The 19678-nt window shown below is 68.7% G+C and carries 19 protein-coding genes; 7 read left to right on the forward strand and 12 right to left on the reverse strand.

Annotated elements, in window-relative coordinates; genetic code table 11:
• Positions 1 to 685 precede the first annotated feature (685 nt).
• Entirely contained in the window at positions 686 to 838 is a 153-nt protein-coding gene (locus N5095_RS03420) for a hypothetical protein (protein WP_267621097.1), read from the forward strand.
• Between the two features lie 49 nt (positions 839 to 887).
• On the opposite strand, the gene N5095_RS03425 is transcribed toward N5095_RS03420, so the two are convergent.
• On the reverse strand, positions 888 to 1196 hold the full coding sequence (locus N5095_RS03425; RefSeq protein WP_267621099.1) for a non-histone chromosomal MC1 family protein: 309 nt from the start codon (positions 1194 to 1196) through the stop codon (positions 888 to 890).
• Between the two features lie 249 nt (positions 1197 to 1445).
• On the opposite strand from N5095_RS03425, the gene N5095_RS03430 reads away from it, so the two are divergent.
• Together N5095_RS03430 and N5095_RS03435 are read left to right on the forward strand one after the other, a co-directional pair.
• Complete coding sequence (locus N5095_RS03430; protein WP_267621101.1) at positions 1446 to 1643, forward strand: hypothetical protein; 198 nt, start codon at positions 1446 to 1448, stop codon at positions 1641 to 1643.
• 147 nt (positions 1644 to 1790) lie between these two features.
• Positions 1791 to 2846 (forward strand): quinone-dependent dihydroorotate dehydrogenase, encoded by a 1056-nt coding sequence (locus N5095_RS03435; protein WP_267621103.1) that lies wholly within the window; start codon positions 1791 to 1793, stop codon positions 2844 to 2846.
• Positions 2847 to 2898: 52 nt separating this feature from the next.
• On the opposite strand, the gene N5095_RS03440 is transcribed toward N5095_RS03435, so the two are convergent.
• The 8 genes from N5095_RS03440 to N5095_RS03475 all read right to left on the reverse strand — a co-directional run bounded on the left by N5095_RS03440 (position 2899) and on the right by N5095_RS03475 (position 12720).
• Positions 2899 to 5562 (reverse strand): valine--tRNA ligase, encoded by a 2664-nt coding sequence (locus tag N5095_RS03440; RefSeq protein WP_267621106.1) that lies wholly within the window; start codon positions 5560 to 5562, stop codon positions 2899 to 2901.
• A gap of 617 nt (positions 5563 to 6179) precedes the next feature.
• The gene (locus N5095_RS03445) at positions 6180 to 7457 is read right to left on the reverse strand and encodes a trans-sulfuration enzyme family protein (protein ID WP_267621108.1); all 1278 of its coding nucleotides are present in this window, start codon (positions 7455 to 7457) and stop codon (positions 6180 to 6182) included.
• A 108-nt stretch (positions 7458 to 7565) separates the two neighbouring features.
• Positions 7566 to 9302, reverse strand: a complete 1737-nt coding sequence (gene pheT / locus N5095_RS03450) for a phenylalanine--tRNA ligase subunit beta (protein WP_267621110.1) — start codon at positions 9300 to 9302, stop codon at positions 7566 to 7568.
• The gene (pheS, locus tag N5095_RS03455; RefSeq protein WP_267621112.1) at positions 9302 to 10816 is read right to left on the reverse strand and encodes a phenylalanine--tRNA ligase subunit alpha; all 1515 of its coding nucleotides are present in this window, start codon (positions 10814 to 10816) and stop codon (positions 9302 to 9304) included. Before pheS ends, pheT begins: the two co-directional genes overlap by 1 nt.
• A gap of 316 nt (positions 10817 to 11132) precedes the next feature.
• On the reverse strand, positions 11133 to 11387 hold the full coding sequence (locus N5095_RS03460; protein WP_267621114.1) for a PRC-barrel domain containing protein: 255 nt from the start codon (positions 11385 to 11387) through the stop codon (positions 11133 to 11135).
• Between the two features lie 33 nt (positions 11388 to 11420).
• On the reverse strand, positions 11421 to 11666 hold the full coding sequence (locus tag N5095_RS03465; RefSeq protein ID WP_267621116.1) for a PRC-barrel domain containing protein: 246 nt from the start codon (positions 11664 to 11666) through the stop codon (positions 11421 to 11423).
• A gap of 237 nt (positions 11667 to 11903) precedes the next feature.
• Positions 11904 to 12149 carry a PRC-barrel domain containing protein gene (locus N5095_RS03470; RefSeq protein ID WP_267621118.1) on the reverse strand — a complete coding sequence of 82 codons (246 nt, stop codon included), beginning with the start codon at positions 12147 to 12149 and terminating at the stop codon, positions 11904 to 11906.
• A gap of 148 nt (positions 12150 to 12297) precedes the next feature.
• Positions 12298 to 12720, reverse strand: coding sequence for a universal stress protein (locus N5095_RS03475; protein ID WP_267621120.1), 423 nt, complete (start codon positions 12718 to 12720; stop codon positions 12298 to 12300).
• 133 nt (positions 12721 to 12853) lie between these two features.
• Here N5095_RS03475 and N5095_RS03480 point away from each other — a divergent pair, with 133 nt between their 5' ends.
• A complete protein-coding gene (locus tag N5095_RS03480) occupies positions 12854 to 13825 on the forward strand; it encodes an ornithine cyclodeaminase family protein (protein WP_267621122.1) in 972 nt (323 codons plus the stop codon).
• Positions 13826 to 13837: 12 nt separating this feature from the next.
• Here N5095_RS03480 and N5095_RS03485 read toward each other — a convergent pair whose 3' ends face one another.
• From N5095_RS03485 to N5095_RS03495, 3 genes are all read right to left on the reverse strand, one after another.
• On the reverse strand, positions 13838 to 14077 hold the full coding sequence (locus tag N5095_RS03485; RefSeq protein WP_267621124.1) for a hypothetical protein: 240 nt from the start codon (positions 14075 to 14077) through the stop codon (positions 13838 to 13840).
• 55 nt (positions 14078 to 14132) lie between these two features.
• The gene (locus N5095_RS03490) at positions 14133 to 14651 is read right to left on the reverse strand and encodes a phosphoribosyltransferase family protein (RefSeq protein WP_267621126.1); all 519 of its coding nucleotides are present in this window, start codon (positions 14649 to 14651) and stop codon (positions 14133 to 14135) included.
• A 106-nt stretch (positions 14652 to 14757) separates the two neighbouring features.
• Entirely contained in the window at positions 14758 to 15591 is an 834-nt protein-coding gene (locus N5095_RS03495) for a poly-gamma-glutamate hydrolase family protein (RefSeq protein WP_267621128.1), read from the reverse strand.
• A 519-nt stretch (positions 15592 to 16110) separates the two neighbouring features.
• On the opposite strand from N5095_RS03495, the gene N5095_RS03500 reads away from it, so the two are divergent.
• The 3 genes from N5095_RS03500 to N5095_RS03510 are packed head-to-tail and all read left to right on the forward strand — an operon-like array spanning position 16111 to position 19647.
• Complete coding sequence (locus tag N5095_RS03500) at positions 16111 to 17262, forward strand: poly-gamma-glutamate biosynthesis protein PgsC/CapC (RefSeq protein ID WP_267621130.1); 1152 nt, start codon at positions 16111 to 16113, stop codon at positions 17260 to 17262.
• Positions 17259 to 18500, forward strand: a complete 1242-nt coding sequence (locus N5095_RS03505; protein WP_267621132.1) for a Mur ligase family protein — start codon at positions 17259 to 17261, stop codon at positions 18498 to 18500. The genes N5095_RS03500 and N5095_RS03505 overlap by 4 nt, the downstream gene beginning before the upstream one ends.
• Positions 18493 to 19647, forward strand: a complete 1155-nt coding sequence (locus N5095_RS03510; RefSeq protein WP_267621134.1) for a poly-gamma-glutamate hydrolase family protein — start codon at positions 18493 to 18495, stop codon at positions 19645 to 19647. The genes N5095_RS03505 and N5095_RS03510 overlap by 8 nt, the downstream gene beginning before the upstream one ends.
• The last annotated feature ends 31 nt before the right edge of the window (positions 19648 to 19678 follow it).

The raw sequence follows: 19678 nt of genomic DNA on the forward strand, positions 1-19678 counted from the left end.
TCGGGACACCAGGACCGACCGGGTGTCACCGAACCATCGTGGCTCACATCAGATTCCGTCTGTACGGCTTGACCGCAGGGGCGGAATCCTCATCTCCTTCGGACTTCATCGTACCGCGTTCGTGGGTATAAACCCACCGAAGTGCGGCCGACCGGACCGTCGCGAGGACGGACCGAGTCCGAGAGTGGACCGAGTTGAACGGCCCACAATCGCTTCGTGTCTGCATTACGTCCGAGTGCCCTGTTCCACTTAAGGGCGTCGGAACGGGATTGCCCCGCGACGGGACAACCCCGGAAACCGACCGTCGCCGACCCCCGTCGGGTCGGTGTTCCCCCGGTCACTTCGTCGCGGGGGCGTCGTCGGCTTCCGCGTACTACCACCAATGGCAGTGATATATAAAAGCCCGTCGAAGCGTCTCCGCTTCGTCATGCGGTTTCATGCCTCCCGAGAGACGCTACCACCGGGCCGGCGGTCGGGGGTGGCGGAGCCGACGCTCACCGTGAAAACGTGTCGCGCGGCTGGAGGCCGGTCGGTCACACCACGCGTCTCGCGTACGGTCGGACCGGGTGTCGGCCGCGCAGTCGACCGTCCTCCCGGACGGAGTAAAACGGTGTCGCCGTGGGCGGGACCGGCCCTCGTCCGGCGGACGGGAGAGAGAAAGAGAGTACCGGCTACGTGGGTGGCGGTGTCCACCTCGACCGGGTGTCGTCGTCACCCGGTCGCCCGAGACCGAGTCCGGCGGGTCGTCGACAGCGGCGTCGGAGACGAGGCCGACGCGACGTGGAACCCGGAGGCGGCCGAGGCCCGCGGTCACGACCTCGGCGGGATGGGAAAGTAGCGAGGTCGTCCTCTCTTCGCGTACGCGCGTGCGAACGAGAACGCTCGGGTCACTCGTCGAGGTGTTCGATACCCTGCTTCGAGACGTTGGCTTCGGTTATCTCCTCGGGCATCCAGTCGGGCTTGTTGTCCGGGGCCGTCTGGCGCCAGGACCACCCTTCGTAGATGTGAACCTTGTCGGTCCCTTTCTCCCGGAGTCGGAGCTCGATTCGTTCCGCCGCGTCCTCGGAGCTCGCCGGCTCCAGTCGCCGAGCGGCCTTCAACGCCGCCTGTCTCGGAGTGTTCCCGGAGAAGACGCTCTCCTCTCCGCCGTTCGTGTCACGCAGCGCGAAGTTTCGTTTACCGTCGTCACGTACCATGGTTTTGCCCTCCATGACAACGAAGCACACAGTATGGCTTAAACGTACCGCCGATTATCGCGAGACAGCGCCGCGATGGTGGTGTCCCGGAGAGCGACGTCGTCGGTAGCCCGGCTGACAGGTGAGCACGTCTTCGCCGGACGCAGTTTCGGTCCGACGGCCGGAAATTCTGCGGAATCCGGCTCGGACGCCGGTCGTAGGGAACACTTATGTATATCCTACGGCGAAGGAACGGACTAGAGACCCCCGATGGTCCGGAAAAAGAAGCTCAGCCCGAGTGGTGCGAAAGACGAGAACGGCGAGTACCACAACGCCCACGTCAACCTCCACGAGGACGAACTCGCCGTCGCCGGCATGGAGATCGGCGGCGAGGTGTTCGTTCGCGTGCGCGACGGGAAGATTATCATCCAGAAGGCAGACCCGGACGAGGTCGAACACGACTTCTGAACACACCCATTCTGACGGCCGTCGTACACACAGCCACCGAGCCACCGCCGTGTCGCGGCTCCGACCGGGCTGGGGTCTATGGAGCCGGAACCGGCGGGCGTGTCACTCCATCGGTTTGATACGCCTCGGAGCGAATCCTCGCGACGAATGAATCTCTACGACGCCGCGAAACCCGCGCTGTTCGCGCTCCCGCCCGAGACCGCCCACCGGACGGTCCACCGGGGGCTCCGGGTCGCACAGAAGACCCCCATCGAAGGGGCGCTGCGGCGCCGGTACGCCGTCGACGACGACCGGCTCCACACGCGCGTCTTCGGGCTCGACTTCCCGACGCCGCTCGGCGTCGCCGCCGGCTTCGACAAGAACGCCGAGGTCCCCCGGGCGCTCGCCGCGCTCGGGTTCGGTCACGTCGAGGTCGGCGGCGTCACGGCCGAGCGCCAACCCGGTAACCCCCGGCCCCGCATGTTCCGGCTGGTCGAGGACCGCGCCATCGTCAACCGGATGGGGTTCAACAACCACGGCGCCGACGCGGTGGGGGAGCGACTCGACGAGGGACCCCTTCCGGAGGTTCCCGTCGGCGTCAACGTCGGGAAGTCGAAGTCGACCCCCCTCGAGGAGGCCGCGGACGACTACCTGTACACGTACGAGCGCGTCGCCGACGCCGCCGACTACGTCGCCGTCAACGTCTCCAGCCCCAACACACCGGGACTGCGGAGCCTCCAGAACCGCGAGTCGCTCGAGCGCATCCTCGGCGCGCTGAAAGACGCCGGCGCCGATCCGCTGCTCGTGAAGTTCTCCCCGGACCTCCCCCGGCCCGCAGTCGAGGAGGCGCTCGCCGTCGTCGACGACCTCGCCCTCGACGGCGTCGTCGCGACCAACACCACCACCTCCCGCCCCGACGGACTCAGGAGCCCCCACCGCGCCGAACGCGGCGGCCTCTCCGGGGAGCCCATCGAGGGGCTCGCCACGTCGATGGTTCGTTTCATCGCCGAGCGCACCGACGTGCCCGTCGTCGGCGTCGGCGGCGTCTCGGACGCCGAGGGGGCCTACGAGAAGATTCGGAACGGTGCCTCCCTGGTTCAGCTCTACACCGGCCTCATCTACGAGGGGCCGGGCGTCGCCCGCGACATCAACGAGGGTCTACTCGACCTGTTGGAGCGAGACGGGTTCGACTCGGTCGAGGACGCGGTCGGCGCCGACCTCTGACCCGCGTTCGGACGGGCGGCGAAGAGCGGCCGACTCGAAGAGGGACCGAACCTCAGTTCTGCACGACGACGATGGCGTCGCCGGCCTCCAGCATCTCGCCCTCGCCGAGGTACTGGCGTTCGCGCTCGACCTCGAACATGTCGGGGCCGAGTGAAACGCCCGCCACCTGCAGGGAGTCGCCGTCGAGTTCGTAGTCGCCAGCCTCGATGCCGGCGTCGATGTCGCCGACCTGGCTCCCGTACTCCGGCCCGACGACCGAGTAGTCGAGGTCGATGCCGGTGACGACCGACTCCACCTCGGGTTCGCGGTCGAGCGACTCCAGCTCCTCGACGTGCATCACGCCGGAGATGTCGGCCTCGAACCCCTCGACGTTCCCGAACACCTCGACGCGTCGGACCGGCGCGTTCAGCGAGAGCTGGTTGTCGGTCTTGTACTTCCGGAGCGCGCCGACGACCGCCATCGCCGTCTCGCCGGCTTCGAGGTCGGCCTCGACACCCAGCGGCTCGGGCCAGTTCCGCCGATGGACGCTGGCCTCCGCCCCCGTCGCGTCGCCCGCGTACATGTCGCGCCACAGCTCCTCGGTGACGTGCGCGAGGAAGGGGGCGAACAGCTTCACGAAGCGCTCGTGGGCCGTCCGAAGCGTGTACGCCGCCGACACGTCGCCGCCGTCGTCCAGCCGTTGTTTGGCGATTTCGAGGTAGTCGTCACAGAACGTGTGCCAGAAGAACGAGCGGAGGCTGTCGCGGGCCTTCGAGAACGCGCGGTCCTCCAGCATCTCCGTGGCGTGTTCGATTTCGGCGTCCAACTCGGCGAGGAGCCACTTGTCGATGGGTTTCAGGTCGGGCCGCTCGGGCGCCTCGTCGACCAGCGAGTCGACGAGCTTCGAGGCGTTCCACAGCTTCCGGATGAGCTTCTCGCCCGACCGGAGTCCTTTCTCGTTGTAGGGGAGGTCGTCGCCGACGGCGCTGCCGGCCGCCCAGTAGCGCGCGGCGTCGACGGGGTACGCCTCCAGGACCGCGTCCGGGCTGACGACGTTGCCGACCGACTTCGACATCTTCTGGCGGTTCTCGTCGAGCACCATCCCGTTGACCATCACCGAGTCGAAGGGGACCTCCCCGGTGTGCTCGTAACACTTCACGACCGTGTGGAACAGCCAGAACGAGATGATGTCGTGGCCCTGCGGGCGCATGGTCATCGGGTACAGTTCGGGCCGGCCGACCTCCATCTCCTCCGACTCCTCGTTCCAGTCCCACTGGGAGTGGATGAGCGGGGTCAGCGACGAGGTCGCCCACGTGTCGAGCACGTCGTCCTCGGGGACGAAGCTCCCGTGACCGCACTCCGGACACGAGTCGACCGGCGGGTCGTCTGCCAGCGGGTCGACGGGCAACTGCTCGCGCTCGGCGATAATCTCGTGGTCGCAATCCCCGCAGTACCAGACCGGGAACGGGATGCCCGAGGAGCGCTGGCGGGAGATGGACCAGTCCCACTGGAGCCCCTCGATCCAGTTCTTGTACCGCGTGAACATCTTCTCGGGGTACCAGTCCATCTGACGGCCCGCCTCCAGGTACTCGTCCGTGCGGTCGAGCAGTTCGACGTACCACTGCTCGGTGACGAGGAACTCGACGGCGGTGTCACAGCGCTCGTGGACGTTCACCGTGTGGGTGATGGAGCGCCGGTCGAGCAGCACGCCCGCGTCTTCGAGGTCGGCGACGATGCTGTCGCGGGCCGCTTCGGCCGACATCCCGTCGTACTCGCCGGCCACCTCGGTCATCGTCCCCGACTCGTCGATGGCGATTCGGAGCGGCAGGTCGTGGGCCTGGTACCACTCGATGTCGGTCTGGTCGCCGAACGTACAGCACATCACGACGCCCGACCCCGTCTCGAGGTCGACGCGCTCGTCCTCGAGGATGGGGACCTCCTGGCCGAACAGCGGGACGCGAGCCTCCTTCCCGACCAGGTGTTCGTTCTCCTCGTCGTCGGGGTGGACGAACACGGCGACGCAGGCCGGGAGCAGTTCGGGGCGGGTCGTGGAGATGACGAACTCCTCTCCGTCCGCGTCCTCGTCGGTATCCGCGCCCTCCTCGTCTTCCCCGTCCGCTGAGACGACCTCGAAGGTGATGTCGTTGAAGTGCGAGGCGCGCTCGTCGTCCTCGGTCTCGACCTGGGAGATGGCGGTCTCACACTCGGGACACCAGATAGCCGGGGCGCGCTGGCGGTACTCGCGGCCCTTCTCGTAGAGGTCGATGAAGGAGAGCTGAGAGATGCGCTGGACGCGGGGTTCGATAGTCTGGAACGTCTCCGACCAGTCGATGGAGACCCCGATGGACTGCATCTTCTCGTTGAACTCCGCCTCGTACGTCGCGGTGACGTCCCGGCACATCTCCTGGAACTCGTGGCGCGGGTAGTCCTGGTGGCGCACGTCGAGTTCCTCCTCGGTCAGGCGCTCGGAGGCGATGCCGTTGTCGTCGTAGCCGAAGGGGAAGAACACCTCGCGACCGTTCATCCGCTCGAATCGGGCGACGACGTCCTGGAGGATGGAGCCGTAGACGTGGCCCCAGTGGAGACTCCCGGAGACCGTCGGCGGCGGCGTGTCGATGGAGAAGACGGTGTCCGCGTCTACCGCCGCCTCCCCGTCGTACGCGTAGACGCCTTCGTCGACCCATCGGTCCTGCCATGCGGCCTCTCTGGCCTCGGGATCGTACTCTCCGCTGGGCATTACTGGCGAAAGTTCGCTTCGCTCGCCTGTTAAAGAACTCGGTTGTGGTGGGTCGTCGGAGCGTGAGCAAGGGTGAGTTGGGTTGGAAACGTCGAGAGAACCCAGCAAAGCCCTCGCGCTCTCGGGTCACGGGACTCGTTGCGCTCCTCGGCTCGCTACGCTCGCCTGCGGTGCTTACGTCGTCCAGCTTCCCCGAGAGCGCTCGCCCTTTGCAAGTCCACCAGGACCGCAGCCACACAGCACCTCACACCTCCCCAGCCTCCGAGCGGCCGCGACAAGCGCGGCCACGGTCCCTCGCGCGACACTCGCGACACACAGGTCGCTCGGCGCGCGCCGACGACCGCTCTGTCGTTCCCGTGAGCCGTGCGGGACCGATGGTCCCGCTGGAAGCCGGTGGCGTTGCCACCGGCGACGGAGCGAACGGGAGCCAGCGAGAGCAAAGCTCCCGCGTTGGCCGTCGGATTCGTGGCGAAGGAATCGGTCGGGGGGATGTGGCGCGGTGCGGTTGGGTGGGGCTCCGAAAGGGGCGCCTCCGCAGTGAAGGAGCCCACACTGTCGAGGTCGTCATCACCACAGAGGAAGAACTAGTCCAGTCGAAACAGAGGGGTTCACACACCTCAGTCGTCGTCCGAAACCACCACCTCCACGCCATCTAGCGCCGCGAACCCCCGCTTCAAGTCCGCAATCAGGTCCTCTCTGTGCTCCACGCCGACCGAGAACCGAAGCAGCCCATCGGTAATCCCCAGGTCGTCGCGCTCCGCCTGCGACAGCGGCGAGTGGGTCATCGTCGCCGGATGTTCGACCAGCGACTCCACGCCGCCGAGCGAGACGGCGAGCGGGAAGTGCTCCAGCGCGCCGAGGAAGCGCTCGACGCCCGCGAGGTCCGCGTCCAACTCGACGGAGACTACGCCGCCGAACCCGTCCATCTGCCGCGTCGCGAGGTCGTGTTGCGGGTGTGTCTCGAGGCCGGGGTAGTGGACCGCCCTGACCCCGTCGTGGCCCTCGAAGAACTCGGCGACGGCGGTGGCGTTCGCCTCGTGGGCACGCATGCGGAGCGGGAGGGTCTTCGTCCCGCGGAGCACCATGTAGGCGTCGAACGACGCCATCACGTTCCCCATTCCGACGCGCTGGAGGAAGGCGACCTCGTCGGCGAGGTCGGCGTCGTCCGTCACGAGCGCACCCCCCAGCGAGTCGCTGTGGCCGTTGAGGTACTTCGTCGTGCTGTGGACGACGAGGTCGGCGCCGAGGTCGAGCGGGTGCTGAAACATCGGTCCGAGGAACGTGTTGTCGACGCCGAGGACGGCCCCGCAGTCGTCGGCGACTTCGGCGATGGCCTCGATGTCACAGAGCCGGAGCAGGGGGTTGGTCGGCGTCTCCATCCAGAACAGGGTCGTGTCCGGACGGGCGGCCTCCGCCACGGCCTCCGGGTCGCGGGCGTCGACGAACGTCACGTCGACGGCGAAGCGGTCCCGAAAGAGGCGGGTCAGAAGCGAGCGCGTCCCGCCGTAGAGGTCCTCGAAGGCGACGACGTGGTCGCCAGGGTGGACCACGGCCGTGACGGCCGTGGTGATGGCCGCGGTGCCGGAGGCGAACGCGAACGCGTGCTCGCCGCCCTCCAGCGCCGCGAGACGGTGCTCCAGCGCGTTACGCGTCTGGTTCGACAGCCGGGAGTAGAGAAACTCGCCCGCGTCGGGGTCCAACGTCTCGAGGTCGGCGTCGGGGTCCAGCCCGGGCACCTCGTAGGTCGTCGTCAGGTGGATGGGCGTGACCACGTCCCGCGCGGCGCCGGTTCGCGCGCCCGCCTCGCCGTAAGTCACCGCACGCGTCTCGAACCGGTCGCCGTCGTCGCCCCCCTTGTCCACGTCGTCGCCGACCCGACTGTCACGGTCGTCCATGAGCGACCGGACCACGCGTGGGTTTGTAAACGTTTTCCACTCGAAACGCCGATATGCGCCCGAATAAGGCCCGGAAAAGTAGAAATTACCTGTGGTTATTTGATGGCGCTACTGGAGCGCGTCCAGCCGGAACTCGAAGGCCGCCACCGGCAGTTCGAGGTCGTGTTCGACGAGCACCTCGGGATGGAGTTCGCCGACGACGCCGACGCGCTCGCCGTCTATCACGACCGCGGCGACGCGGCCGGGGATGAACGACGGGTGCTCCGTCGGCGGCGTCTCCAGGTCGACGCCGAAGTCCCGACAGAGCGCCTGCAGACGACCCTTCGCGTCCTCGTACGTCGCGTCGTGTCGGGCGAGCACCCCCGCCACCGTGCGGTGTTCGGCGACGTTCGTGTTCTCCTCCGGGTCGTAGCCCGCCGCGAGGCCGATTTCGGCGAGGTCCTGCGGGTACGCGCGGTGGGTGTTGTTCTCCAAGACCATCGTCAGCGAGGGGAGCGCCCACGTCCGGAGCATCGTGTAGTCCTCGCTGTACGGGCCGGTGATGACCGCCGGTTCGTCGCCGCCGGCGACGTCCGAACCGACTTCGACGTTCATGCGCTCGTAGTTCTCGCGCTCCGAGGTCATGTAGAAGTTCAGCAGGTCCTCGAAGCCGAGGCCGACCAGACTGGTCCGCACCGCGTCCTCCAACCGGGAGCGCTCGTGGCGCCCGCCGACGGTGCCGACGTCCGGATACCGGGGGACGAGGTCGTTGAACCCGTACGCCCGGCCGACGTCGTCGACGAGGTCCAGCGGGTGGAGCACGTCCACCCGATAGGGGGGAATCGACACCTCGTACGCGGTTTCGTCACCGAGGACGAGGTCCGCGTCGAGGCCGGAGCGCTCGAACAGGTCGACAACCTCGTCGGTCTCGAGGTCGAGACCGAGCATCCGCTCGATTCGGTCGTGGGTAACGGTCTTCGTCTCCACCTCGAAGTCCGGACGGAGCAGGTCCGCGCCCTCGTCGGGGTGAGTCGCTCCTTCTTGGTACCGGACCTCGACCTCCTCGACGGTCGCCCCGCGCGCCGCGAGCGCGTAGCAGACGATGTTGCACATCCGGTCGATGGTCCACTGGTCGGTGCCGGTCAGCTCCACGAACAGCTCCCGCGAGTCGGTGGAGACCTCGGTCCGGCGACCGTTGATGACGGGCGGGAACGAGAACAGCCCGAGTTCGTCGTAGATGGCCGGGTAGGACCCGTAGTCCGCGACGATGTCGGCGTAGGTGCGGCCGGTCGGGTGCTCCTCGAGCACCTCGCCCGGCGTGAGTTCCTCGTCGGAGTCGAGCGGGACGAACCGGTCGCCGTCGGGGGCGACCCCGCGGTACGTGATGCGCTGGCCGCCGGCGTCGTCGCCGAGGGACGCGCCCTTCAGCATCGTCAGGTCGTGGATGCCGATGGCGCCCTTCACGCGCTTGCGACCCATCGTCGCGTGGAGCTTCTCCTGCAACTGGATGAGCGAGTCGAGGCCGGACTCGTCGAGGTCGACGCCGCGAATCACGGCGCCGGTGACGTACGGCCGTTCCTCGGGGACGGACTCCGCCACCTCGATGGTCCAGTCGGCGTCGTTCGTGTTCGGGACGTAGACGCCGCGGTCGTCGCCGTACTGATACCTGAGAGAACGGGCGACGCCCTCGACCGAGAGCCGGTCGAGGCGGTCGGGGCCGAACTCGAGTTGCATCAGCCCCTCCTCGGTGTCACCCTCGTACTCCAGGCCGAGCGCGAACAGGTCGTCCTTGAACTCGTCGTCCGATTTGTCCTCGTGACCGGTCAGCCGGCGGAGTTCGTCGGGGTCGACGTCGACGACGGGCATCAGTACAGCACCTCCGTCTCCCGCAGCAGTTCCAGGTCACACAGCGTCCCGTGCACGTCGCGGATGTCCTCGAAGCCGTACATGAGCATGAGCAGTCGTTCGAGCGCCAGTCCCCAGGCCATCACGTCGCAGTCGATGCCGAGCGGTTCGAGCACCTCGGGACGGAACATCCCGCTGTTGCCGATTTCGATGAGTTCGCCCGTCTCCGGATGTCGCCCGAACAGTTCGAACGACGGCTCCGTGTACGGGTTGTAGTGCGGTTTGAACTGCACGTCGGTGATGCCGAACTGCCGGTAGAACTCCTCGAAGGTGCCCATCAGGTCCCGCACCGAGAGGTCCTCGGCCATCACCCACCCCTCGATTTGGAAGAACTCCAGCAGATGGGTGGGGTCGAGCGTGTCGTTGCGGTACACCTTCTCGACGGAGAAGTACCGCTGTGGCGGCTCCAGGTCGCCGACGGCCTCCCCGGAGAGGTAGCGCATCGACAGCGACGTGGTGTGCCCGCGCAGGGCGACCGCCCGGGCGAACTCCTCGCTCCACGGCGAGTGGTAGCCGTCGCCGTCGTCGCCGACGCCGTTTCGGTGGGCGTCCTCGACCCGGTCGACCAGGTCCTCGGGGAGGTCGTGGATGGGCGGGACGTCCAGCGCGAAGCGGTCCCAGTGGGTGCGCGCCGGGTGGTCCTGGGGCATGAACAGGCAGTCGTTTATCCAGAAGTCCGCGTCGGCGTGGGGGCCCTCCATCTCCTCGAACCCCATCCCGACGAGGGTGTCCTTCACCCGGTCGGCGGTCTGTCTGAGGATGTGGACCTTCCCGCCCGACGCCTCGTCGGCGTCGGCCTCGACGTTGTACTCGGTGAACTCCACGTCGCGCCACTCGCCGGAGGTGAGCAGTTCGGGCGTGAGGCGGTCGACGGTCTGGGCGGCTTCGACGCCCTCCATCAGGAGCGTGACGCCGTCGTCGGTGAGCGTCACCGACCGGACCGTGCGCTCGGATATCGCGACGAGCCCCCTGCTCTCCAACTGGTCGAGGGTGTCGCCGTCGACCGATTCGGCGTCGCCGGCGGCGACCGCATCGAGCGCGGCGGCCTCCGCGTCGCTCTCGGGGTCGGCGTCGGCCGCGGCGGTTATCTCTCCGCCGCCGATGTCGCCGTACCCCTTCCGGGCGTAGTTCGAGAGGGCGATGTCGACTTCGGGGCCTTCCAACCCGGAGGCGCCGATGACCTGCCCCATCGGGGCGGGGTCGTCGGCGGCACCCGCGTCGCGGGCGGCCTCGTAGAGGCGGACCTCGGGGAGGGCGGCCTCGCGGTACGTCTCGCCCTCGTCGGTGAGCGAGGCGGTCGACTCTTCCTGTTCCTCGATAGCGACCAGACCGGCGTCGCGGAGGTCGAAGACCGCCCCCGTCACCGTCTCCGGCTTGCGGCCGGTCGCGTCGGCCAGTTCGTCTATCGTCAGTGCGTCGGTCGCGCTCGCGGTCTCCAGTACCGCGACCTGCGCGTCCGGGAGTCGCGTGGACATGGCGTGGTCTTGTTGCGGTAAGTGTCGGGTCGTCAGTTAGCCGTTCCGCTATCTCTCGGCCCCGCGGCGCTCGCTCGACGGGAGACGCCGTGCGGGACCCTGCGCCGAACCGGTCGGGTTCGTCCCTCGGTCGCTCTCGCGGCCTCGGGAGTCCACCGGCCGCCTCAGGCGCCGAAAAAGAGTCCGAACCCGTCGGTGGTCGTCTCGCGTACGGTCCGCTGGACGCCGGGTTCGGACGTCATACTCGGCAGGTGGCGGTGTCGGGAGAAAAGCGTTCGGGAGCGGAGCGCTCGGGGGTCGTCGGCCCGGAAGGCGCTCAGAAGCAGGTCTGTGAGAGCCGGACCTCGTCGCGACAGACGACGGCGACGCGTTCGTAGCGCAGCGGGTGGGCTTCGTCGTCGACGTAGTCGGTCCAGCCGAGGGTCGCGGCCACGGCGTCGGCCACGTCGGGGTCGAGCCGGAGGTACGCGACGCCGCCCTGCACCTCGACGATGCGGCCGACGGGACGGCCGTTCGCGTCGGCGACGGGCTTTCCCTCGTCGGAGTCGCTGAACGCCAGTTCGGTGCTCATTGGTCTGTGGTGTGTGAAAATTCGCTCGGGGCGTTACATCTGCGAGAGACGAACTTCGTCGTCGGTTATCTCGGCGACCGTCGACTTCTGGAGCGGGTAGTCGTCCTCGTCGGCGTCGGCCCAGCCGAGCTTCGACATGATGGTCTCCGCGATGTTCGGGTCGGGGTCGACGTACGCGGTACCGTGTCGGACCTCGATGACCCGACCGACGGTGTCGCCGCTCGCGTCGACGACCTTCTTCCCCTCGTCCTTCTCGCTGAACGTGATTCCTACTGCCATTGGGGTCTCACCGCAGTCGTCTCCGGTCACACCCTGTGACCTCGGACTGCGGAGACCAGGTACGCTCGCTCAGGAGATAAGCAACGTAGCCGGTTCGTCGAATGGTCCGAGAATCCGGACGGTCTCGGCGGTCGGGGCGCCGGACGGGCGGAACGCTCCGCGGTCGGGGTGCTGGACGGTCGAGAGCGTCGGGTGCGGACCGCAGAAAAACGGCGGGTCGGGAGGCGGGGAGCCGAACTACAGGTCGCCGAGGCGGACCTGGTCGTCGGAGACCTCGGCGACCTTCGCCTCCTGCAGCGGGAAGGTATCCTCGTCCGCGTCGCCCCAGCCGAGCTTGGACTTGATGGTGTCCGTGAGGCCGGGGTCGGGGTCGACGTGGGCGGTACCGTGTTCGACCGAGACGATTCGGCCGACGGTGTCACCGTTCGCGTCTACGACTTCTTTCCCCTCGTCGTCGTCGTCGAAGTTGATTTCGTGGGACATGGTTGGTCTCTCCGCAGTCGACGCCGGCCGCGAGTCGGGTCGGCGGTCGACTGTACCTCGTCGGTTCTCCGGGACAGCGTAAACCTGCGTTGGCCAGAATCCCGAAACGAACGGGCGGCGGCGACGACGGCTCCCTCCACGGACGGCGCTACAGCGTCTGCACCGGCACGTCGACCCGGCCGATGACGCGCTTCGTGGTCGAACCGAACAGCGGCTTGTCCGGGTCACCACGACCCCGCTTGCCCATGACAACGAGGTCGATGGACCCCTCGGCGACGTAGCGGGCGATGACGTCCTCCGGGGAGCCCTTCTTCACTACCGTGAGGCAGTCGACGCCGGCCGACTCGGCGAGTTCCGCCACCTCGCCGACGAACTTCTCACCCTTCGCTCGCATCCGGCCGCCGGACTCGCCGATGTCGCTCGGGACGGCGACGAAGTCGACGGCCCCCATGTCGACCGCGTACAGGGCGTGCACCGTCGCGCCGTGCTCGGCGGCGAGGGCCACGGCGTGTTCGGCCGCACGGCGAGCGGCCTTGCTACCGTCGGTCGGGACGAGGATGGCGGTGTACATGACAGGTGTAGTACGTCACGCGGAGGCATAACGACGGCAGGCGTTCGCCGTCGATGAGGCGACCGTCGAGGCGACCGGGTGACCCGCGGCGAGGGGGCCAAACGTTGACGTGCTCGGCGTCGATGAGTGAGTCATGACCGACGTGCGTATCCTCGGCGACGACGACGTGGCCGACCTGCTCTCGCTCCCGGCGCTCCTCTCCGAAATCGAACGCGGGTTCCTGAAACAGGGTCGCGACGAAGTCGAGCGCCCGCCGCGACCGCACTTCCCGGTCGGTGCCGACACGCCGGGTACCGCCCTCACCATGCCGGCGTACGTCCACGGCGACCCCACCTACGCGACGAAGCTCGCCAGCGTCCACGACGCGAACGCCGACCGTGGTCTCCCCACGGTGAACGCCCAGATTGCAGTCACCGACGCCGAGACCGGTCTGCCGCGGGCGTACCTCCACGGCACGCGCGTGACCAACGCCCGAACGGGCTGTATCGGCGGGCTCGCCGCCCGGGAGCTGGCGAACGAGGGGCCCGTCCGCCTCGGCGTCCTCGGCGCCGGCGCGCAGGCCCGCTGGCAGACCCGCGCGGTCGCCGCCGCGACCGACCTCGACCGCGTCCGCGTGTACTCCCCGTCCGACTCCCGCGAGGCCTGCGCCGCCGACCTCCGGGAACGACTCCCCGGCGTCGACGTGACCGCGGTCGACTCCCCCGCCGAGGCCGTCTCCGGGTCCACGGTCGTCGTCACCGCGACCACGGCGACCGAACCGGTGTTCGACGGCGACGACCTCTCCCCCGGGACGCTCGTCGTCGCCGTCGGCGCCTACACCGCCGAGACGCGCGAGTTGGACGCGCGGACGTTCGAGCGCGCCGCGAGGGTGTTCGCCGACGTGCCCGAGGAGGTCGCCGAAGTCGGCGACGTGCTCGAAGCCGGTCTCGACGCCGCCGACTTCGTCCCACTCTCGGAGGTGTTCGAGGGGCGGGCGGGTCGCGAGAGCGACGACGACATCCTCGTCGTCGAGAGCGTCGGCTCGGCGGTGCTGGACGCGGTGACGGCCGGGTGGCTGGTCGAGCGCGCCGAAGCCGAGGGCGCGGGCGACACGGTCGAACTCTGAGTTCACGGGCCGTCAGTCGTCGAGTCCCGTGCCCTCGCGGTCGTAGACGACCGTCAGCGTCCCTCGAGACGGTTCCTGACTCGCCTCCCGGAGCGTCTCGAACGCCTCCAGCGCCTCCTGCTTGCGGGCGTCGAGCCCGCCGGTCTCTCGAAGCTCCTCGCGGAACGTGTCGTACACCCGCTCCAACAGCGCCTGTACCGCGTGTGCGTCGGCTCTCGACCGTATCTCGAACGTCGCCTCGTGGTTCGTCACACCGAAGAGTTGGCGCTCCGAGGGCAAGAGGTCGCCCGTCGGGGAGACACGGGTCTCACCCGAGGTGGTGCACGTCGTATCGCTCGAACAGCGACTCGGTCTCCTCGGTGTGGTCGATGCCGACCGTCGCGATGGACGAGACGGACGCCCCCGCCGCTTCGACCAGCGCGGCCGCCGCCCGCATCTGTGTTCCCGTCTCGACCCACTCGTCGACGAGGAGCACGCGGTCGTCGGCGTCGAGCAGCCGAGGGTGGAGTTCTAGCGCCTTCGACTCGCCCGAGTAGTCGACGAACTCCCGGCGGAGCAGTTCGCCCTCGGGGTACGGGAGTTTCCCACCCTTTCGGACCGCGACGAAGCCGAGGTCGAGGTCGGCCGCGAGGACGCTCCCGAGGACGAAGCCGAGCGCGTCGATGCCGGCGACGACCGTCGGCGCCGAGTTGGGGTCGGTCGGTACCTCGGCGAGCAGGTCGGCCCTGAGCGACTCGAACGTCTCCGCGTCGGCGAACAGCGGCGTCAGGTCGTAGCGGCCGACGGTGTCGGTCCCCATCCGGTCGCGGTAGGCCTCGAACTCCATCGACCCGCCCTACGCGGAGTCGTGGCGAAAAACCACGCTTCCGCGCCGGAGTGCCCGTCCCCGTGCCCCGACTCGACGGAGCCGACCGGAGTCGGAGACTCCGAGTTCAGTGGTCGGCGAGAACGTCCGCGACGCCCTCGAGGACCTCCGAGCGGTAGGTGGTGCGCGCCTCGTAGCACTGTTCGAGCTGAATCCCGGCGGCGCCGCTCGCGGTCAGCCAGTTGACGAAGTTCTCGGAGCTCGACCCGTCGCGGGCGTCGTCGGCGCCGACCTCGACCCGGAACGCCCCGCCGACGGCGTCCGAAATCGAGTCGCGAACGGCCTCGCGCAGTTTCCGGGGTGCCCCCCCGCCGACCGCGACGTGGGACTCGCTCCACCCGTGGAAGGAGACCGCCCGCTCGAACCCCACGTCCGCGATGCGGTCCAGCCCCGGGAACGAACCGGGGTGGATGTCGGCCGAGGAGACGTGCCAGCGACGGTACGCCCCGCCGCCGTCGTTCCAGCCGGAGCAGTACCAGAGCGTCCCACCCAGCCAGTCGGACAGCCGCTCGGCCTGCTCGTCGGTACCGTACTCGACGTACCCGCCGTGCGGGGCACAGACGGCGAGTTTCGACGAGCGCTCGACCGTCCGTTCGACGAACTCGCTCCTCGCCCGAGCGGTCGACTCGTCGTAGTCGGGGTGCGGGACCACGGCGTCGAGCGTCCCCTCGAAACGCTCCTCGGACGCTTCTATCCGAGAGCGGCCGTCCGGGTTGACGGCGACGGAAGCGTCCGTACCGCGAGAGACGGTGAACAACGCACACGTCCCGCCGTGCCAGAGGCGAACTTGGTGTCCGACCTCGACCGACAGCTCCTCGAGCGTCGACTCGGGGACCGCACACCGTCCCCGCGGCGTCGACGCGTCGACTTCGACCTCGACCGGAACGTCGGTCGACGTCATCGTCCGTGGTTCCCCCGACGAGGCCCGCCGGCTCCGGGTGCCACAGGACCGAGTCTCGTCTGTCGGGACCTGCGGTGTGATGGCTGGTTCACGTTCGACGAGGGCCGCTGCTGGACCATATAGGTCAGGCAACCGGTCGGAAACGGCCGCGGTTCCCCGCCGGTTACCGCTCCATGCCATTCCATTCCGGCTCCCGAGGGCGACGGCCGTCCGCGTGCCCGGCGGACGATACGCCGTCCCACGAGACGAGCCGACACGATTCACGACACCCGTGTACACGGGACGGTGCGGTCGACCACGAACCGGGTTCTCGGCGCCGCTACGGCGGGTTCGTCCGCGTCCGTTGCCGCTGTTTCGGACCGTTTTCCTCAGTTGTCTATTCCAACCGCTGATTGGTCTGACGTCTATTAACTACACAACGAGTATTACCTCCCGTATAAGAAAGGGTCCCCAGCACGAGGGGTTTCGTCGTACGATGAAACACGGAGATGCAGAGTCGACGAAGCGGAGAAGCCGAACGTGATAGTCGCCGCGGTCGTACTGTTGCTGGGACTCCTCGCGGGCGTCGCCGCGACGCAGATTTGGGGTCTTCGACTGTCGGGCGTGCTGGTCGTCCCGCTGTTCGCGCTGTACACCCTGTTCGACTTCACGTCGCTGCCGATTATCCTGGCGAGTGTCGCGCTCGCGTACGTCGGCGTCGGACTGGTTCACGAACACACGCTGCTGTACGGACGCCGACTCCTGTACATCGCCATCGGTCTCGGCGCGTCGATACCGCTGGCCGTGACTGCGGCGCTCTCGCTCCGGTTCGGCGTGACGACGCCGGTCGAGGCGCTGTCCATCGGGAGCGTCCTGCCGGGCATCGCCGCGTACAACCTGCACCGTCTCGACGGGGAGCGCCGCGTCGACGACGTTATCGCGAGCGCCGCGGCGTTCGTCGGACTCGTCGTCCTCGGCGCGTCACTGGTCACGCCGACGGTGGCACGGCTCGTCGCCGGCGTGACGCCGCCGGTACTGTTCGGTCAGGGGTCGGACATCGCCGCCCTCCGCGGGGTGGCCACCCTGGGCGGCGGCGACCCGACGGTGCTCGGCCCGGCGGTCGGGTCGCTCGTCGTCCTCGCCGGCATCGTCCTCTCGGGGCTGTACGAGGACATCTGGAACGTCAGGCTGCTGGGGCTCATCACCGTCCCCCTGCTCGCGCTCCTCCTCTTTCGCGACCCGGCGCTGGTCGGCCTGTACGTGGTGGCCGTCCCCGTCGTCTACGCGGTCACGACGCTGGTGAACCGGCGGACGCTCATCTACGGGCGCGTCCTGCTGTCGATATCCATCGGCGCCGGAGTCGTGCTGTCGCTCGCGCTCTCGACGTTCTACCCGGTCGTCTCCGGCCACTCGCTGCTCGTCACCGCGATGCTCGTCGGCGTCGGCGGGTACAACCTGCATCGAATCTCTCCGGGACGCCGCCTCCACACGGTGGGCGTCTCCACCGGGAGCTTCGTCGCCTTCGTCGGCGTCGTCCACCTCCTGACGCGGGCGTACGCGCCGTTCGACTCGCAGGTCGCCGTCCTCGTCGGCGCGGTGCTCTGTGTCCCTGCCGTGCTGCTGGTGTTCGACCTGGAGCGGAAACGCCGCCGGGACAACCGACTCTCCGAGACCCCGTACACGCACACATGAACCTCACATCACTACCCGACTCACTCGAGAAGCCGCTCGACTCGCTCAAGAAGTTCGCCGCCGTCACGCGGCGAGGCACCGCTCACGAGGCGTTCCTTAACGACATCGACGCCACCGTCGTCGTCTCCGGAACCCGCGGGAAGTCGGGGCTGACCCGCCGGGTCTCCGAGACGCTCACCGACCGGGGCCGCGACGCGCTCGGCAAGGTCACCGGGAACCACCCCAAGATGCTGTACGGGGGCGAGGAGTACCCCATCGAGCGCGGCGACCGGGTCACCCTCTACGAGAACGCCGACGAGGTACAGCGCTTCGAGGGGGCCGACACGCTCGTCCTCGAGAACCAGGCCATCGGCGAGTACACGACGCGGCTGGTGAACGGGCGGTTCACCGACCCCGACGTCGTCGTCCTCACGAACGTCCGACGCGACCACATCGACCGCCTCGGCTCGAACCGGATGGAGATCGCACGCTCGTTCGCGCGGTCGATTCCCGACGGGGCACACGTCGTGAACGGGGAGCAGACGCCGGAGATTCGGTCGTACTTCGAGGAGACGTTCGCCGACCGCGACGTCACCCTGACGCACGTCTCGGTCCCGGAGGAGCACCGCGCCGTCCCGGGCGCGGAGACGATTCACGCCATCGACGAGGTCCTCGATGCGCTCGGCGAGCCGCCGCTCGCTCGGGAGCGACTGCTGTCCTACCTCGACGAGATGCACGTCGAGTGGACCGACCTGGCCGGCGGGCGCGTCTTCGACGCCGCCTCCGTCAACGACGTGGACAGCACCGAAGCGATTCGAGAGGCCCTCTGTCAGGGCCGGGTCGACGTCGTCCAGCCGTTCCTCTACCTGCGAGGGGACCGCCGGGCCCGGACGAACTCCTTCCTGAACTACCTCACCGGGCTGTACCGGGAGGGGAAGATAGAACGCGCCTACGTCGCCGGCGAGACGACGGACCTCTTCGCCTCGCGAGCCCCGTTCCCGGTGACCGTCGCCGACGACGACCCCGAGACCGCACTCGGCGACGCGCTCGCCGACGGGTGGCCCGTGCTCGTCATGGGCAACACCGTCGCCGACTACATGCGCGAGTTGGCCGCCGACATCGACCGCCGCGAGTCGGAGTCGGCGGTCCGCGACCGACTGGACGCGACCGTCGTCGGGAGCGACGAACTCCCGAACGCGGCCGCGACGAGCCGAACCGAGCCGGAGACGACCATCAACACACCGACCAACGATGACTGACGACAACACCACCACCGACATCGACGCCGACGACGCAACGGACACAGAGAGCCGACTTCGACGACGAACGCTGATGGGCCTCGGACTGGCCTCGCCCGCCTTCGGTGGGCTCGGCCTGGCGGCCCTCCAGTCGCGGCTGGCCGGCGCGTCCGACGGGACCGCCGCCGACCCGTTCCGACTCTCCGGGTCGACCACCGCGACGGACGCGACGGCCCGGCAGGCACGGACCCGCGTCACCGACCCGGTCGACGGACAGACCGAGGTGGCGGAGGACTACGGCGTCGTCTCCGCCTCGACGTCCCTGCTGCGGAGCCTCGGCGCCGACGTGGGGCGACAGCTTCGCATCCGGCGCACCGACGACGAGTACGCCGTCTACACCGTCGTCGAGGCACACGAGGGGTCCGAGCCGCTCGTCCGCATGAACGGGACCGCCAAGAGTCGACTGGCGCTCGCCGAGGGCGACTGGGTCGGCGAACCCGACTGCCGGCTCGGCTGTCCGCGCCCGGAGGAGACGCCCGCCATCGCCGACGAGACGTTCGACGCCGAGGCCGAGTCGGTCGTCCCGGCCGCCGACCTCACCGCCGAGGAGGCCCGCGAAGCGGACGAACTGGTCGAGGACGCGACCGAGGGCGGGACGGAGTTCCTGGTGCTCGCCCCACACGGCGGGGACGTCGAACCCCGGACGGCCGAACAGGCCGAACACGTCCGCGACCGAGTCGACGACGCGACGACCTGGCTGACGAAGGGGTTCCGCGCCGGCGGTGGCGCCTTCGTCCGCTGGCACGTGCCGTCGTTCGCCATCCACCCGGCCTCGTACCCGGCGCTCGCGGACGTCGCCGGGCGTCGCTACGAGCGGGCGGTGAGCTTCCACGGCATCTGTTCGGACTGCATCCAGGTCGGCGGCGCGGCGCCGAAGAGCGTCCGAGCCCGCGTCCGTGACGCCATCAACGCGGCACTGCCCGAGTCGGCGTCGCCGGCGATTCTCGCGGACGGTGCGTATCGCGCCGAGGGCGAGCACGTGCTCGTGAATCAGTTAACGGCGGGCGACGAGGGCGGCGTCTGGGTCGGCCAGCCGGTCGCCGACCGTGAGCGGTACTGGCGAGCCATCGCCGACGCGGTCGTCGACGCGGTTCGGGGCGAAAACTAGACGAACGTCGCCGGTGCGGGCGTTCCGCCGC

It is taken from the genome of Halobium salinum (assembly GCF_026586625.1).
In the GTDB taxonomy this organism is placed as follows: domain Archaea; phylum Halobacteriota; class Halobacteria; order Halobacteriales; family Haloferacaceae; genus Halobium; species Halobium salinum.